The organism is Olleya sp. R77988 (assembly GCF_044594215.1).
GTDB lineage: Bacteria > Bacteroidota > Bacteroidia > Flavobacteriales > Flavobacteriaceae > Olleya.
On record NZ_CP138988.1, the window covers coordinates 944,606 to 960,423 of the forward strand.

The following is a 15,818-nucleotide window of genomic DNA, read 5'->3' on the forward strand; positions in this document are numbered from 1 at the left end:
GCCTATGGAGTATAAACGCGGAAGGTACTCATGGTTACTTAGACCTTTTCTTATCATTTTTGATGTTATTATCATAAATGTATTAGCGTTTTATTCTTTCAATTTTAACGAAGCTAACTTATATTTCTTTTCATCTGCTTTACTTAACAATAAGCATCTTCTTTATATAATTTATTCCATAGTATTATGGTTAGTTTCTACGTCGTTTATAAAATTTTATGAAGTATATAGGTACACTTCAGCAGTTAATATTATTTCACTTTTAATAAAACAATTTTTAGTATTTGCTATTATTGTTTTTGCATTTATAGGTGTTTTTAGAAGTATAAACATTCAAGCATTTGACACCTTAAAATATTTACTCTACAGTTTCTCATTAATTAGCGCAATTAAGTTATTAAGTTTTTATGCTTTAAAAACATACAGATCTTATTTAAAAGGTAATGTAAGACGTGTTGTAATTATCGGAAAAGGAGAAGGAGCACAAGAGCTTAATCAATTATTTTCTAAAAGAAAAGAATTAGGATATAATATTATTGCAACCTTTGCAGATTCTAAAACAAAAACACTTACAGGATCTATAACCGATAGCTTTGAGTTTTTAAAAGATAATAAAGAGGTTGACGAAATCTATTGTGCAATTGATGAGCTAACAGAAAAACAAGTCAACGATTTTGTTAAGTATGCAGAAATTAATCATTGTAACATCAAGTTTATACCTAAAACCAATAAATTATTAACCAAAAGACTTAAAACAGATTATTACAATTACTTACCAGTATTGTCAATGCCAGAAATAGCTTTAAATAATGACTTTAATAAGTTTATGAAACGCATTTTTGATGTTGTATTTTCATTGCTAATAATTGTTTTTGTAATGTCTTGGTTAACTCCTTTATTATTTATTTTAATAAAATTAGAATCTAAAGGATCATTGTTTTATAAGCACAAACGTAATGGGATTAATTATAAAGAGTTTGACTGTTATAAGTTTAGATCTTTAAAAACCAATAAAATAGTCAAAGGGACTTACATCAAAAAAAATGATACACGTGTTACTAAAATTGGTAAGTTTTTGCGTAAAACTAGTTTGGACGAGTTTCCTCAGTTTTACAACGTTTTAAAAGGAGACATGAGTGTTGTTGGACCACGTCCACACATGTTATCTTATACAGAAGACTATTCAAAAAAGATAGATAAATACAACTTTATGTTTAGGCATAATGTTAAACCAGGTGTAACAGGATTAGCCCAAATAAAAGGATATAGAGGCGAAATTAAAAACGACGAAGACATTATAAACCGTATTAAATACGATAATTTTTATATCGAAAATTGGTCGTTAGTATTAGACTTAAAAATTATTTTTCAGACCATGATTAATGTCTTTAAAGGACAAAAACAAGCCTATTAAAAGTGAAACCATTAGTCTCTATAATAACACCACTATATAACTCTGAAGCCTTTATCGAGGCAACAATAAATAGTATTCTAAGCCAAACTTATACCAATTGGGAATTGTTACTTATTGATGATTGCTCTACAGACAATACAATTGAGATAACTCAAGATTTTATTTCACAAAATCCTAAAATAAAACTTTTAAAAAACAAAACTAATTCTGGAGCTGCAATATCCAGAAACAAAGGGATAACTGAAGCAAAAGGTCATTTTGTAGCTTTTTTAGATGCTGACGATTTATGGGCACCTAATAAACTAGAAGTCCAAGTTAATTTTATGCAAACCAATAATTGCGATGTCTCTTTTAGTAGTTACCAGCAAATGGATGAGGAAGGTAATCCACTAAACAAATTAGTAAAAGCATTGCCAAAACTTAGTTATAACAAATATTTAAAAACCAATTATATTGGTAACCTAACAGGAATGTATAACGTTAACACATTAGGCAAAATAACATCTCCTAACCTACGTAAGCGTCAAGATTGGCTGCTATGGTTGTCTGCAATTAAAAAGTCCGGAAAACCTGCTTTAGGTATTCAAGAATCTTTAGCCTTTTATCGTGTTAGAGCTAATTCTATTTCATCTAACAAAATGGAGATGCTAAAATTTAATTATTTAGTATATAAAAAGGGTTTAGGTTTTTCTACAATAAAATCATTGTTTTATATGTGTGTGTTTATTTGGGAACAGTTTTTTGTAAAATCTAAATTGATAGTTTCTATAAATAAGAAGTAAACTGCTTCAACTTCCCGCTTTTTTGACGTTTTAAAACAGTTTCTTGTTCAAAAATTAATTTAAGATTTGGTTCTAAGTAGTTGTCTACAGCTAGTTGCACAGCTTCTTTTTGTACTTCGTTTAAAGCTTTAGAAGCGACGTAACTAATTTTAAATGTATCAATTTCTAGTTGTTCAATAATAAATTCTTTAACATTAGCATCTTTACTCATTACTGTTTTAGTAACGTAGTAAAAGGTTAATCCTGCTGCTAGTTTACCACTTGGTAGTTCAATAAAATCACTGGTTCGTCCAGTTAAACTATCTAATATTGGATGTTGCAAAGTGCTTTTTTGGGATAGACTTCCTAAATCACCAAGCTCATAACGTATAAAAGGATGTGCTCTGTTATATAAATCGGTAATAACTATTTTTCCTGTTTTACCATAAGGTACAGGTTGATTGTTATCGTCTAAAATTTCGACATACAAATGGTTGCTATTCACTAACCAATCATCATTTTTATTTTGGAAAGCAATCAAACCTAATTCTGCAGCACCATATTCGTTAACCACAGGAATTCCAAATTGGGTTTCAAGTAATACTTTATCATCATCAAACAGCATTTCTGAGGTTACAATACAGACTTCTAAAGTTGGGCAAACAGTTTTTAAAGTGATGTTTTTTTGCTCTAAAAATTTTGCAAACTGTACAATTGCACTAGTATAACCGTTAAGATAATTAAACTTAGTACGTTTAAATTTGCGTAATACTTTTTCTAAAGCAGCATCACTTAAATCAAATACAGAAAAACGATAGCGATTACCTAACCAATCCTTAAAACGCTCTTTATAATAGCCTTTTGTGTCCAAAGGAATACCATAAAAACGCGCTTGTTTTGAGGTGTTTAAATCAATATTAAACCAACCATAACGTTGCATAAAAGTGACCCAAGTTATTGCATGAGCAAAATTATCTTTAGCAAAAACAAAAGGTGTTCCTGAAGATCCAGAGGTTTTATTGGTATAAACTGTTTTGGGTGTAAATTTATCAGATAATCTATTTTCTAAAGGTTGTTGTAAATCGGCTTTTGTTAAAACAGGTATTTCATTCCAGTTTTTGGTATCAATCCCATTGCATAAATCTTTATAAAAAATAGTATGCTCTAAATGAAAAGCCACAATGTCACGCAACTGCTTACTTAAATAATTACTGTATTGCTCAGGCGTTAAATTTTTTATAACGTCTAAAGTCTTTTTAGCTTCATTTATTGGGAAGCCTTTTAAGCGTAATGACCATTCAAATAGTTTCAACTCTAAATAATTTTCTGTAAAATAAAGAAATAAAAAACTATTGGGTTTAATGGCAATCAAATTCTTTTAAATATTTATTTTTGTGCAAACAACTTTACTATAATGAATATCTTAATATTAGGATCTGGAGGAAGAGAACATACAATAGCTTGGAAGCTTAAACAAAGCCCTAAATGTAAGTCGCTTTTTGTAGCTCCAGGAAACTCAGGAACAGCACAAATAGCTACAAATGTACCAGTAAGTGTTACAGATTTTGAGGCTATAAAAGAGGTTGTTTTAAACAATCATATTACAATGGTTATTGTTGGTCCTGAAGACCCTTTAGTACAAGGCGTACATGACTTTTTTTTAGCAGATAATGCATTAAAAAATGTAGCAGTTATAGGTCCACAACAAGCTGCAGCAACATTAGAAGGTAGTAAAGAGTTTGCAAAAGAGTTTTTATATAGACATAATATACCAACAGCTGCTTACCAAAGTTTTGATAAAACAACAGTTAAAGATGGTTATGCTTTTTTAGAAACGCTAAAACCACCATTTGTACTTAAAGCAGATGGATTAGCAGCAGGTAAAGGGGTTGTTATTTTAAATGATTTAAATGACGCTAAAGCGGAATTAAAAAGCATGTTGGTAGATGCTAAGTTTGGTGAAGCAAGCACAAAAGTTGTTATTGAAGAGTTTTTAGACGGAATAGAATTAAGTTGTTTTGTTTTAACAGATGGTAAAAACTATAAGGTTTTACCAACTGCTAAAGATTATAAACGCATTGGAGAAGGAGATACTGGTTTAAATACTGGTGGAATGGGAGCAATTTCTCCTGTACCTTTTGCTAACCAGGCATTTTTAGATAAAGTAGAAGAGCAAGTTGTAAAACCAACTATTGCAGGTTTACAAAAAGATAATTTACCATATAAAGGATTTGTATTTATTGGTTTGATTAAAGTTGGAGACGATCCAAAAGTTATCGAATATAACGTACGTTTAGGAGATCCAGAAACTGAAGTGGTATTGCCAAGATTAAAAAACGATTTAGTAGATGTTTTTGAGGCAGTAGCTAATCAAACATTAGATCAAATTGAAATTGAAATAGATCCTCGTGCAGCTACAACAGTCATGTTAGTGTCTGGTGGTTATCCTGAAGCTTATGAAAAAGGAAAAGAAATTACTGGAATAGAAAACATTAAAGATTCTTTAGTGTTTCATGCTGGAGCACAACAAAAAGAAGGTAATATAGTAACCTCTGGTGGTCGTGTAATGGCAATTACTAGTTATGGAGAAACATATAAAGAAGCCATAAAAAAATCTTATCAAAACATAGAAAAACTACATTTTGATAAGATGAATTATCGTAAAGATATAGGGTTTGACCTTTAAGTCTTATAAATAAGAATGAGAAGAAATGCTTTTGTCTTCTTCGTTGTTAGCAGCATGTGCTTTTAGTTGTAACATCCAATAAGTAAAGGCTACTAAACCAATAATTGCAAATATCCATGACATAAAGTTTGCAGCCCACCAGCTTTCAAGCTCTAAAGCCCTTAATGCATCATAAGGTGCAAATAATACGTTTACAAATAAGTCTTGTATGGCGTTAAAAAAATCTTTCATAATAATATAATAGTATATTTATAGTACAAAAATACAAAAAGAGTTAATGATTACAACTATTTTTAGTAAATCCAAACCAATTAATTTTATAATTGTTTTTAGTATTACGCTAATTGCTTTTTTTATGTTGTCTTTTAAATACCCAAATGCAATGGATGAAAACCCAAGTGTTTTGGTAAGTGTTGGGGTTTTTTCTTTAGCTTTTTTATCAATTTTGGTACTCAATTTTATAGTTACAAAAAACTTTTTATCGCAACAAAATAATTACGAAACCCTAGTTTTTGCGCTATTTTTTCTAGCTATTCCTCAAGCATTTTTAGATTATAAAATAGTAGTCTCTAACCTTTTTACCTTACTAGCCTTAAGACGAATTATAAGTATTAGATCTAAAAAGGAAGTCATTAAAAAATTATTTGATAGTGGTTTATTAATAGGTGCAGCCTCATTATTTTATTTTTGGGCTATTCTATTTTTTCCATTAATATTAATTGCATTACTGTTGTTTTCTGAAACAACACCAAAGTATTATTTAGTTCCTTTTATTGGCTTGGCAACAGTTGCGCTATTAGCTATTTGTTTTTCTTTACTTGTTTATGACGATTATTTAAAAGCTTTACCTATAGATACAAACATTAATTTGGACCTTAGTAATTATAACTCGCTACAGTTTATAACAGCAATAACCATGTTATTATCTTTTGGGTTATGGTCTTCTTTATTTTATTTAAGAGATATTAAAAAGAAAATGAGAAGCTACAGACCATCCTACAAAGTGCTGTTTTTTGCTTGTATGATAGCTTCTATAATTGTGCTTTTTGCTCCTAAAAAAAATGGAAGCGAGTTTTTATTTTTATTTGCACCAATAGCAGTAATTATTACAAATTACATCGAAACTATTGAGGAAAAATGGTTTAAAGAAGTGTTTTTAGGCTTACTAGTTATTATACCAATAGTGTTATTAGTGTTGTAGTTTTTCGCCAAAAGCTAAATCTCCAGCATCACCTAATCCTGGAACAATATATCCTTTACTATTTAACGTTTTGTCTACTGCAGCAATCCAAAGGTTAGTATTACTTGGTAATTTTTTTTCTAAATAGTCAACACCAGCTTCTGCACCAATTACTGCAACAATATGAATCTCTTTTGGTGTACCAAAAGGTTCTAACGCTTTAAAGGTTGCCACTAAAGACTGTCCAGTTGCTAACATTGGGTCTGCTAGAAGTAATGTTTTTCCGGTTAAGTCTGGACATGCAAGATATTCAACAACAATTTCAAAAGATTCTGGGTTGTCTAAATGGTGTCTGTAAGCAGAAATAAAAGCATTTTCTGCTTGATCAAAATAATTTAATAACCCATTATGTAATGGGACACCAGCTCTTAATATAGAACATAAAACAACATCATTTTTTGGCACTTCACTGTCAATGGTTGCTAAAGGAGTAGTAATGGTTTTTGTTTCAAAAGACAGATTTTTACTCAATTCGTAACCTAAAACCTCACCAATACGCTCAATATTTCGTCTAAAACGCATACTGTCTTTTTGGACGGAAACATCTCTTATTTCAGCAATAAACTGATTTAAAATCGAATTTGTTTTAGATAAATTATGAATATGCATAGCTAAAAAGGTCTTTGATTCAGTAAAGTTACTCTAAAATTTAAAAGGTAGAAATATCACTACCTAAAATTCATTTTAAATTGTGTAATTTTACACTCATAAAAATTATAATATGTTTAGTACAAAAGCCAATAAAATATTTCAGGACGTAATAGAAAAATACCACGTTATTAACACAGTAGACCAACCATTTACTAATATTTATGACAAAAATGCAGATTTATTAGGACATCTTTTATACAGAAAATGTTGGATAGATACTGTACAGTGGCATTACGAGGATATTATACGTGATCCACAAATAGATCCTGTTGCAGCTTTAACGCTTAAACGAAAAATTGACGCTTCAAACCAAGACAGAACTGATATGGTTGAGTATATTGACAGCTATTTTTTAGAGCAATATAAAGAAGCAACACCCAAAAATGATGCTACTATTAATACAGAAAGTCCAGCTTGGGGAGTTGATAGATTGTCTATTTTAGCTTTAAAAGTGTACCACATGGAAGAAGAAGCTACACGTACAGATGCTACTGAGGCTCATAGAAATACTTGTCAGACTAAATTAGACATTTTATTAGAACAACGTGTGGATTTAAGTACTGCAATAGACACCTTATTATCAGACATTGAAAAAGGAGACAAATACATGAAAGTATATAAGCAAATGAAAATGTATAATGACGACGAACTTAATCCTGTACTTAGAGGGCAAAAATAAATTCAACTATTATAAAAAAACCTTTCCTTATTAAAGGAAAGGTTTTTTTATAAATTGAAAGACGGAAAGGTTTGACAAATACACCAAAACATATCTTAGTTATTAGGCTTTCAGCAATGGGAGATGTTGCTATGACTGTTCCAGTTTTACGTGCTTTTTCTATTCAAAATCCTGAGGTTAAAATAACAGTTTTAACACGTCCTTTTTTTACTCCCTTTTTTAGAGATTTAAAAAACGTCACAGTTTTTTCAATAGATTTAAAGCAAAAACATAAAGGTGTTTTTGGTCTTTATAAATTATCTAAACAATTAAAAGCGCTTGATATTGATGCTGTAGCAGATTTACACAATGTTTTAAGAACTAAGATTTTAAAATTATTTTTCTTCGGAAAAAAGTTTGTACAGATTAATAAAGGTAGGGCAGAAAAGAAAGCTTTAATTAAAGGTGATTTTTTTAAACCTTTAAAAACCACACACCAACGTTATGCTGATGTATTTAAAAAATTAGGATTTAAAATAGAGTTAGAAAACCCTAGTTTTCCAGAAAAAAAGACACTACCAAAGCAGGTTTTAGACACCAGAAAAATTCAAGATAAAAAACAATGGATTGGTATTGCACCTTTTGCACAATACCAATCTAAAATGTATCCTTTAACTCAATTAAAAGAGGTGATTGATATATTAAGTAAAACCTATTCTATCTTTTTATTTGGAGGCAAATCGGATAAAAAACAGTTAGATACTTTAATTAATTCTTCAGAAAATGTTTTAAATGTCGCTGGAAAATATAGTTTAAATGAAGAGTTAGATCTTATTTCTAATTTAGATATAATGATATCTATGGATTCTGGAAACGCACATTTGGCAGCTATGCTTGGTGTAAAAGTTTTAACTATTTGGGGTGTAACGCATCCTTATGCTGGATTTGGAGCTTTCAATCAACCAGAATCTTATAATTTAATTCCGGATAGAACAGTATATCCTAAAACACCTACCTCTGTGTATGGTAACACGTATCCTGAAGAGTACTTGTTAATTGCAGGTAGTATTAAACCTGAGTTAATTACAAGTAAAGTAAACACAATTTTAAAAGCATAAAAAAACCTCACATTAGTGAGGTTTATTGATTTTAACTACTATATAATATATTAATATTATCCCTTAAACTAACAAATTTTTAGCGTTATAATCTTTAGCTAAATTACTTTGTTAAGTAAGAAAAAGAATATATTTCACTCACTTTTAATGCTCTTTCGATAAAAAGTAAATAAAATCGATAAACGGTTTAAACATCATCATAATCCACAACTAATGTTGAGGTTGTTGGATGTGCTTGACAGGTTAGTATTAAACCTTCTGCTACTTCTGCATCTGTTAAAATGTTGTTTTGTCGCATGGTTGCTTTACCATCTATAATTCTGGCAATACAACTACTACATACACCACCTTGACAAGAATATGGTGCATCTAAATCTTGTTTTAAAGCAGCATCTAAAACGGTTTGTTTTTGAGACATGGTAAAGGTTTCTGTCTCATCATCTACTGTAACTGTTATTTCGGTTTCACCTTCACTAACATTTACATTTGGTGTAGTAGTTTCAGAAGCAGTAAATAATTCAAAATGAATATTGTTTTGATCTACGTTATTTTCGTTTAACACCTCTTTTACTGTGTTTATCATGGCTTCTGGCCCACATAAATAAAAAGCATCAATGGTTACATCCTTATACTTATTTTTAACAATTAAGTTAACTGTACTTTTTTCTATACGTCCAAATAAGGCATTGTCTTCCTGAGATTGACTGTTTAAAAACTGAATAAAAAAACGATCTTTATATTGGTTTTGAAGCATTAATAATTCGTTTAAAAAAATAGTGTCGTTACTAGTTTTGTTTCCATATACCAAAACAAAATCACTATTTAATTCTTCGGTTAGTACTGTTTTAGCAATGCTTAAAATTGGTGTTATTCCACTTCCTGCAGCAAAAGCTGCTATGGTTCTAGTCGCTTCAGTATTAGGTTCAAAAACAAAACGACCTTGTGGTTTTGCAACTTCTAAAGTCTGTCCTTCTTGTAACTTTTGGTTGGCATAGGTACTAAATGTTCCGTTTTCAACCTCTTTAATAGCAACGGTTAGTTTTCCGCTTGACGGAGAAGAGCACAACGAGTAATCTCGTCTAACATCCTTGCCATTAATATTAGTCTTTAATGTTATGTATTGTCCAGCTTTAAAATTGTAATCCTTTTTTAATTGATCTGGAACTGTAAAAGTAAGCGTCACACATTTATCTGTCTGACGTGTTATGTTGGATATTGTAAGTGTGTTAAATTGAGACATGGTATTATTTTTTGTAAAAATAATGAAGCTAAAACATTTAGCCTTTTATTTATGTAAAAATTAATACCTAATTTTAATAAATAACATTTTGTTTGTAACAAATCAATATTTTTAAAGACTTACATATTAAACCAAACCAAAACCTTATTTATATGATTAGTAAATTTATAAGCCTAGAATGGAAATCTTTTATCCGTTCAGCTAATTTTGGAAAAAGTTTAGCAGTAAAAATATTAATTGGCTTTTTTGCGCTTTATTTTATTCTAACGTTTTTATCAATTGGTGTTTTTGGTTATTATATTTTAAAGAAAGAGTTTCCTGATGCAGATCCTTTAAAAATTGTAAACTCTTACCTACTTTTTGCAATTTTAGCAGACTTGATTTTCAGGTATTTAATGCAAAAATTACCTGTAATGAATATCAAACCACTGCTGCATTTACCAATCAAAAAGAGTACTTTAGTACACTATGTTTTAGGTAAATCTTCAGGCTCTGGGTTTAATATATTAGGCTTGTTTTTTTACATTCCGTTTTCAATAGTACTTATTAAAGAAGGTTATAGTGTTGCTGGTGTTTTAGGATGGTTATTTACTATGTTTTTAATTATTCAGTCAGCTAATTTTTTAAACTTTTTAATTAATAAAAACAATATTGCATTAGGTAGCATTGTAACAATATTGGTTGGTTTAATAGCAATTCAAAAATTTGAAATTTTTGATGTTGTTGGGTTTGGAGGTCAAATTTTTGATGCTATTTATGCAAACCCAATATATTCGTTAATTGGTATTATTGTTTTGGTTGGGTTATATTACTTAAATTATAAGCAATTACGAAACCTTGTTTATTTAGACGAGGCAGTCACTAAAAAAGTAAAAGAAGCGCAGTCTGCAGATTTATCTTGGGCTGACAAATTTGGAGACGTAGCACCTTTTATAAAAAACGATATTAGATTAATCTGGAGAAACAAACGCACAAAAACAGTGTTTTTAATGTCTTTCTTGTTTCTTTTTTATGGGCTAATATTTTATACAAATGACGTTTATAGTAAAATGCCAGCTATGTTAATGTTTGCTGCGTTATTTATAACAGGTGGTTTTTCATTAAATTATGGACAATTTATTCCTGCTTGGGACAGTGCACATTATAAAATGTTAATGAGTCAGAGTTTTAGATACCGTAAGTTTTTAGAATCCAAATGGGTTTTAATGGTGTCCATGACAGCAATTTTATACCTATTAAGTATTCCTTATTTATATTTTGGAGTAGACATATTTTTAATGATAACAGCAGGAGCAATATTTAATATAGGTTTCAACTCGTTATTTTTATTATTTGCAGGTTCTTTTAATAAAAAACGAATTGATTTAAATAAAAGCGGATTTGGTAATACGCAAGGGACTAGTATTACACAGTTTGTAATTATAATTCCTTTAATGTTGTTTCCAATGTTATTATTTTGGGTGTTCGATAAATTTGTTGGCCATCACTTAGGTTTTATTGCATTAGCAGTTATTGGTGTTTTAGGATTAGTTTTTAAAAATTACTTTATGAATTTAATCGAAAAACAATATATAAAAAGCAAATACGTCATGATTGATGCTTTTGGAAAAGAAGCATAATACACACAAAATTTAAAGAGAAAACTATGATTACAATAGAAAATGTTTCAAAAAAATACGGAAAAGCAGAAGTTTTAAATGTAGCATCTATAGATATTCCAACTGGACAAAGTTTTGGTTTAGTTGGTAATAATGGTGCAGGTAAAACAACCTTATTTAATATTTTATTAGATTTAATTAGACCAACAACTGGACAAATTAAAAACAATAATATTGTTGTTAGCGAAAGTGAAGATTGGAAAAACTTTACAGGCTCATTCATAGACGAATCCTTTTTAATAGGCTACCTAACACCAGAAGAGTATTTTAACTTTATTGGTGATTTAAGAGGTATGAATAAAGCAGACATTAAGTCTTTTTTATCTCAATTTGAAGAGTTTTTTAATGGAGAAATCATTGGGAAGAAAAAATATCTTCGTGACTTAAGTAAAGGAAATCAGAAAAAAGCAGGTATTGTCGCTGCACTTATTGGTAATCCAGAAGTGATTGTTTTGGACGAGCCTTTTGCAAACCTTGATCCAACAACCCAAATTAGATTAAAAAAAATAATAAAAGATTTAGCAGAAAAAAACGGAGTAACTGTTTTAGTTTCAAGTCACGATTTATCTCACGTTACAGATGTTTGCGAGCGTATTGTTGTGCTTGAAAAAGGACAAGTCATTAAAGATATTAAGACTAGTGATGCTACTTTAAAGGAATTAGAAGCGCATTTTGGAGGCGCAATAAATCCAGCTTAAAAACAACTTAGTTTTTTTAAAACTTAGAAGTTTCAGTTCATTTTTTGGCAAAAAGACAAAAAGATGCTTATTTTTACGCACTTGTGAGCAATTTTATATAATAAAATAGCTAACAAACAGTTTATGTAATACATAAAATAATAAGCATTGAAAATAGTATATAAAATCTCCATAATTTCTGTTCTTGCTATAGCAACAATAACAAGTTGTTCTAGAAAAAAAAACAGTTTCATTAATCGTAACTTTCATGCGGTAACTGGAGAGTATAACGCGCTTTTTAATGGCTCTAACGCTTTAGAGCAAGGTAGAGAAAACTTAAATAACGGATACAATGATAACTATTGGGAACTCCTTCCGATAGAGCGTATGCAAGTTAACGAAGAGATTGTTTTACCTGGTCAATCTAAAAATCAAGACTTTACAAAAGCAGAAGAAAAAGCTGTAAAAGCAATCCAAAAACACGGAATGAATATACAAGGTAAAGAGTATAATCCGCAAATGGATGAAGCTTATTTACTTTTAGGTCAAGCTAGGTATTTTGACCAACGTTTTGTCCCTGCACTAGAAGCTTTTAACTACATTTTATATAAATATCCAGCATCAGATAAGATTAATACAGCTAAAGTTTGGAGAGAAAAAACCAATATTCGTTTAGAAAACGACGAGCTAGCTATTAAAAACTTAAAAAGACTATTAGAACAGGAAGAGTTAGATGATCAAGAGTTGGCAGATGCTACTTCAATATTAGCACAAGCTTATATTAATACCAAATCTCTGGATAGTGCTTTAGTACAAATGAAAATTGCTGCTGAAGTCACTAAAAAAAATGACGAAAAAGGTCGTTTCCAATTTATCAAAGGACAATTATACAATGCTTTAACTTACAAGGATAGTGCTAATTCTGCATTTGATGAGGTTTTAAATCTAAATCGTAAAATTCCACGTCGCTACCTAATGGCAGCTCATGTTGAAAAAGCTAAGAATTTTGATTATTCATCAGGAGATAAAGTTGCCTTTTTAAAACAATTAACTAAATTAGAAAAGGATAGAGAAAATCGTCCATATTTAGATAAGATTTACCACCAAATAGCCGAGTTTCATCTTACAAATCAGTTTGATTCTTTAGCAGTTTCTTATTATAATAAATCTTTAAGAGAAGATTCTAAAGACAAAATATTAGTAGCTAAAAACTATGAGACTTTAGGAGATTTTTATTTTGATAGAAATAGCTACAAAACAGCAGGAGCCTATTTTGATAGTACAATGACAAGTATGGTTAAAAACAGCAAACCATACAGAACTATTAAGCGTAAACGCGAAAACCTTGACGATGTTATTTATTACGAAGGTGTTGCAGAAACCAATGATAGTATTCTTAAAATTGTAAAAATGCCAGAAGCACAGCGTCTAGCCTTTTTTAAAGAACATACTAACCTGCTTAAAGAAAAACTTAAAAAAGAACAAGAGCGTCTTGAGATTGAAGAACGTAAAAAGGGATTAGCGACAACTAATACACCAATAGACAATGTAAATAAACCAAGAGGAGGTTTGCCAGGAGCAAGCTCTAACTTTTATTTTTATAACCAAAGCACAGTGTCTTATGGTAAAAACGAGTTTTCACGCATTTGGGGAGACCGTAAAAACGAAGATAATTGGAGATGGTCTTCTGCAAGAGGTGGTGTTTTTAATAATCAAACAGGACCTGATGCAGTTGCTATAAATGGAGAGGATGATGTTTTATTAGATCCAGAATATTACCTATCTCAAATTCCTTCTACAAAAAAAGAAGTAGATAGTATTAAAAAGGAACGTAACTATGCTTATTACCAATTAGGATTAATATATAAAGAGAAGTTTAAAGAGTATGAGTTGTCTAAAAGCAAGTTTTTAAATTTATTAGCAAGCTTACCAGAAGATAAATTAATACTGCCTTCTAAGTATAACCTATATAAAATTTATGATATTTTAGGTCAAAATCAAGAAGCGTCAACAACCAAAAAAGATATTATATCTAATTACGCAAGCTCAAGATATGCAGAGATTTTAAAAAATCCTGAATTAGCAGCAATTAGAGACGAGAGTAGTCCAGAAAGTCTTTATGAAGCGACTTACAAGTTATTAGAAAATCAAGATTATGGTCAAGTTATTACAAAGTCAAAAAAGTATATGACCTTTTTTGATGGAGATGCTATTGTACCAAAATTTGCATTACTAAAAGCGACTGCAAACGGAAGACTTAATGGATATCAAGCTTATGTAGATGGTTTAAATGATGTAGCATTGGCTTATGCTAATACAGAAGAGGCAACACAAGCACAAGCAATTGTAAACAGTTTAAAATCGGTGTCTAAAAAAGAGTTTAAGCTAGATACAGAAGGGACTAGTTTTAAAACTGTTTATCAGTTTAAAACAAGTCAAACAGAAGCAATAGCTAACTTTAAGAAAACATTAGACGATGTTAATCAGAAAAACAATTACAAAACCTTAAATACATCTATAGATATTTTTAATCCAGAAATTACATTTGTAGTAATACATGGTTTAAGAAGCATAGAAGGAGCAAAAGGTTATGTGGATATGATTAGAACAGAAGACAAGTATAAAGTATCAAAACCAAATTTTGGAATTTCGACAGAAAATTATAGCATTCTTCAAATTCATAAAAATTTAAAACAGTATTTAGAAAAATCATAATCTCCCTAAAAGATGAAAAATAAGCAGCAGGATCAGTTGTCAATTCAAAACATAATAGCAAAAGGAACTAAAATAGTTGGTGATTTTTTTAGTGAAGGAGATTTACGTGTTGATGGTATAATAGAAGGAAATATTAAAACACCAGGAAAAGTCGTTGTTGGAAAAGATGGTGAGATTACTGGTAAGTTAGAATGTAGTAATGCCTATTTTGAAGGAAAACTAAAAGGTGTTTTAGAGTTAACAGAAACATTAACTTTAAAGTCTTCAGCACATATAGAAGGTGATGTTGTGACACAAAAATTAGCAGTTGAGCCTGGAGCAACTTTTAACGTGTCTTGCGTTATGAAAACCACAGTAAAAGAACTAAATAGTGGGTCAAAAACCAAAAAAACAGCCTAGTCCATATTTAAGGTTTACTTCTGTTGCATTTCAAATGGGAGGAACCATTTGGTTAGGTAATCTTTTAGGAGCTTGGTTGGATACTAAATATCAAACAATTTATTGGGAAAACATAGTCACATTATTAGCGGTCTTTGCTTCAATGTACCTAGTTATTAGTCAAGTTTTAAAAATGTCTAAAGACAAATAATTAAAATATGATTAAAAAAATCAGTGTTTATCTTGTATCGTTTTCTGTTTTATTTGCAGTTTCTTTTTTTGCTCATCAAGCTATCTTAAAAGCATCAGATTTTCAGCTAAGATTTTCGTTATTGTCCATTTATATTTTTCATTTTATAGTGTCCTTTATAATTAGTGCTGGTTTTTTAATGCTTTCTAAGTCTTTAAAATGGTCGTCTCAACTTGGTTTTGTTTACATTTTTGCATTTATAACTAAGTTTTTATTCTTTGCAGCAGCTTTTAAAGACACACTTTTGGGTATTGAAAATTTAAGTAGACTAGAAAGCTTAAACCTACTAATTCCATTATTTCTCTTTTTGTTTTTAGAGGTCTATTTTATTGCTAATATTTTGAACAAGAAATAGCGATTAAACTTATTGAA

The 15,818-nt window shown here is 29.9% G+C and carries 16 protein-coding genes; 12 read left to right on the forward strand and 4 right to left on the reverse strand.

Annotation, left to right across the window (positions count from 1 at the left end; all coding sequences use genetic code 11):
• Positions 1-4 precede the first annotated feature (4 nt).
• Positions 5-1,414, forward strand: coding sequence for an exopolysaccharide biosynthesis polyprenyl glycosylphosphotransferase (locus SJY17_RS04185; protein WP_397364224.1), 1,410 nt, complete (start codon positions 5-7; stop codon positions 1,412-1,414).
• A gap of 2 nt (positions 1,415-1,416) precedes the next feature.
• The gene (locus SJY17_RS04190; protein ID WP_397364225.1) at positions 1,417-2,196 is read left to right on the forward strand and encodes a glycosyltransferase family 2 protein; all 780 of its coding nucleotides are present in this window, start codon (positions 1,417-1,419) and stop codon (positions 2,194-2,196) included.
• Here the strand turns inward: SJY17_RS04190 and SJY17_RS04195 are convergent.
• Positions 2,180-3,487, reverse strand: a complete 1,308-nt coding sequence (locus tag SJY17_RS04195) for a phenylacetate--CoA ligase family protein (RefSeq protein ID WP_397364227.1) — start codon at positions 3,485-3,487, stop codon at positions 2,180-2,182. The genes SJY17_RS04190 and SJY17_RS04195 overlap by 17 nt on opposite strands.
• A gap of 102 nt (positions 3,488-3,589) precedes the next feature.
• On the opposite strand from SJY17_RS04195, the gene purD reads away from it, so the two are divergent.
• Entirely contained in the window at positions 3,590-4,861 is a 1,272-nt protein-coding gene (purD, locus tag SJY17_RS04200; RefSeq protein ID WP_397364229.1) for a phosphoribosylamine--glycine ligase, read from the forward strand.
• 3 nt (positions 4,862-4,864) lie between these two features.
• On the opposite strand, the gene SJY17_RS04205 is transcribed toward purD, so the two are convergent.
• Positions 4,865-5,092 (reverse strand): uracil phosphoribosyltransferase, encoded by a 228-nt coding sequence (locus tag SJY17_RS04205; RefSeq protein ID WP_397364230.1) that lies wholly within the window; start codon positions 5,090-5,092, stop codon positions 4,865-4,867.
• A 46-nt stretch (positions 5,093-5,138) separates the two neighbouring features.
• Here SJY17_RS04205 and SJY17_RS04210 point away from each other — a divergent pair, with 46 nt between their 5' ends.
• Positions 5,139-6,062 carry a DUF6427 family protein gene (locus SJY17_RS04210; protein WP_397364231.1) on the forward strand — a complete coding sequence of 308 codons (924 nt, stop codon included), beginning with the start codon at positions 5,139-5,141 and terminating at the stop codon, positions 6,060-6,062.
• Here the strand turns inward: SJY17_RS04210 and upp are convergent.
• Entirely contained in the window at positions 6,051-6,710 is a 660-nt protein-coding gene (gene upp / locus SJY17_RS04215) for a uracil phosphoribosyltransferase (RefSeq protein WP_397364232.1), read from the reverse strand. The two genes, SJY17_RS04210 and upp, sit on opposite strands and share 12 nt — an antisense overlap.
• Before the next feature lie 112 nt (positions 6,711-6,822).
• Between upp and SJY17_RS04220 the strand changes: the two genes are divergently transcribed.
• Positions 6,823-7,431 carry a DUF4254 domain-containing protein gene (locus tag SJY17_RS04220; protein WP_397364233.1) on the forward strand — a complete coding sequence of 203 codons (609 nt, stop codon included), beginning with the start codon at positions 6,823-6,825 and terminating at the stop codon, positions 7,429-7,431.
• 116 nt (positions 7,432-7,547) lie between these two features.
• Entirely contained in the window at positions 7,548-8,528 is a 981-nt protein-coding gene (locus tag SJY17_RS04225; protein WP_397364858.1) for a glycosyltransferase family 9 protein, read from the forward strand.
• A 187-nt stretch (positions 8,529-8,715) separates the two neighbouring features.
• Here SJY17_RS04225 and SJY17_RS04230 read toward each other — a convergent pair whose 3' ends face one another.
• The gene (locus SJY17_RS04230) at positions 8,716-9,768 is read right to left on the reverse strand and encodes a 2Fe-2S iron-sulfur cluster-binding protein (protein WP_397364234.1); all 1,053 of its coding nucleotides are present in this window, start codon (positions 9,766-9,768) and stop codon (positions 8,716-8,718) included.
• Positions 9,769-9,920: 152 nt separating this feature from the next.
• On the opposite strand from SJY17_RS04230, the gene SJY17_RS04235 reads away from it, so the two are divergent.
• From SJY17_RS04235 to SJY17_RS04260, 6 genes are all read left to right on the forward strand, one after another.
• Positions 9,921-11,387, forward strand: coding sequence for a DUF5687 family protein (locus SJY17_RS04235; RefSeq protein ID WP_397364235.1), 1,467 nt, complete (start codon positions 9,921-9,923; stop codon positions 11,385-11,387).
• A 26-nt stretch (positions 11,388-11,413) separates the two neighbouring features.
• Positions 11,414-12,124: an ABC transporter ATP-binding protein gene (locus tag SJY17_RS04240; protein WP_397364236.1), complete on the forward strand. Its 711-nt coding sequence runs from the start codon at positions 11,414-11,416 to the stop codon at positions 12,122-12,124.
• A 147-nt stretch (positions 12,125-12,271) separates the two neighbouring features.
• Positions 12,272-14,818, forward strand: coding sequence for a hypothetical protein (locus SJY17_RS04245; protein WP_397364237.1), 2,547 nt, complete (start codon positions 12,272-12,274; stop codon positions 14,816-14,818).
• Positions 14,819-14,830: 12 nt separating this feature from the next.
• Positions 14,831-15,217, forward strand: a complete 387-nt coding sequence (locus SJY17_RS04250; protein ID WP_397364238.1) for a polymer-forming cytoskeletal protein — start codon at positions 14,831-14,833, stop codon at positions 15,215-15,217.
• Complete coding sequence (locus SJY17_RS04255; protein WP_397364239.1) at positions 15,189-15,407, forward strand: AtpZ/AtpI family protein; 219 nt, start codon at positions 15,189-15,191, stop codon at positions 15,405-15,407. Before SJY17_RS04250 ends, SJY17_RS04255 begins: the two co-directional genes overlap by 29 nt.
• A 7-nt stretch (positions 15,408-15,414) precedes the next feature.
• Positions 15,415-15,801, forward strand: coding sequence for a DUF6168 family protein (locus SJY17_RS04260; protein WP_397364240.1), 387 nt, complete (start codon positions 15,415-15,417; stop codon positions 15,799-15,801).
• Positions 15,802-15,818 lie beyond the last annotated feature (17 nt).

Bases quoted from the DNA above. Each gene is read 5' to 3' on its own strand.
- SJY17_RS04185 (WP_397364224.1), top strand. From the start codon at position 5: ATGGAGTATAAACGCGGAAGGTACTCATGGTTACTTAGACCTTTTCTT.
- purD (WP_397364229.1), top strand. From the start codon at position 3,590: ATGAATATCTTAATATTAGGATCTGGAGGAAGAGAACATACAATAGCT.
- SJY17_RS04205 (WP_397364230.1), bottom strand. From the start codon at position 5,092: ATGAAAGATTTTTTTAACGCCATACAAGACTTATTTGTAAACGTATTA.
- SJY17_RS04210 (WP_397364231.1), top strand. From the start codon at position 5,139: ATGATTACAACTATTTTTAGTAAATCCAAACCAATTAATTTTATAATT.
- upp (WP_397364232.1), bottom strand. From the start codon at position 6,710: ATGCATATTCATAATTTATCTAAAACAAATTCGATTTTAAATCAGTTT.
- SJY17_RS04220 (WP_397364233.1), top strand. From the start codon at position 6,823: ATGTTTAGTACAAAAGCCAATAAAATATTTCAGGACGTAATAGAAAAA.
- SJY17_RS04225 (WP_397364858.1), top strand. From the start codon at position 7,548: ATGGGAGATGTTGCTATGACTGTTCCAGTTTTACGTGCTTTTTCTATT.
- SJY17_RS04230 (WP_397364234.1), bottom strand. From the start codon at position 9,768: ATGTCTCAATTTAACACACTTACAATATCCAACATAACACGTCAGACA.
- SJY17_RS04235 (WP_397364235.1), top strand. From the start codon at position 9,921: ATGATTAGTAAATTTATAAGCCTAGAATGGAAATCTTTTATCCGTTCA.
- SJY17_RS04240 (WP_397364236.1), top strand. From the start codon at position 11,414: ATGATTACAATAGAAAATGTTTCAAAAAAATACGGAAAAGCAGAAGTT.
- SJY17_RS04250 (WP_397364238.1), top strand. From the start codon at position 14,831: ATGAAAAATAAGCAGCAGGATCAGTTGTCAATTCAAAACATAATAGCA.
- SJY17_RS04260 (WP_397364240.1), top strand. From the start codon at position 15,415: ATGATTAAAAAAATCAGTGTTTATCTTGTATCGTTTTCTGTTTTATTT.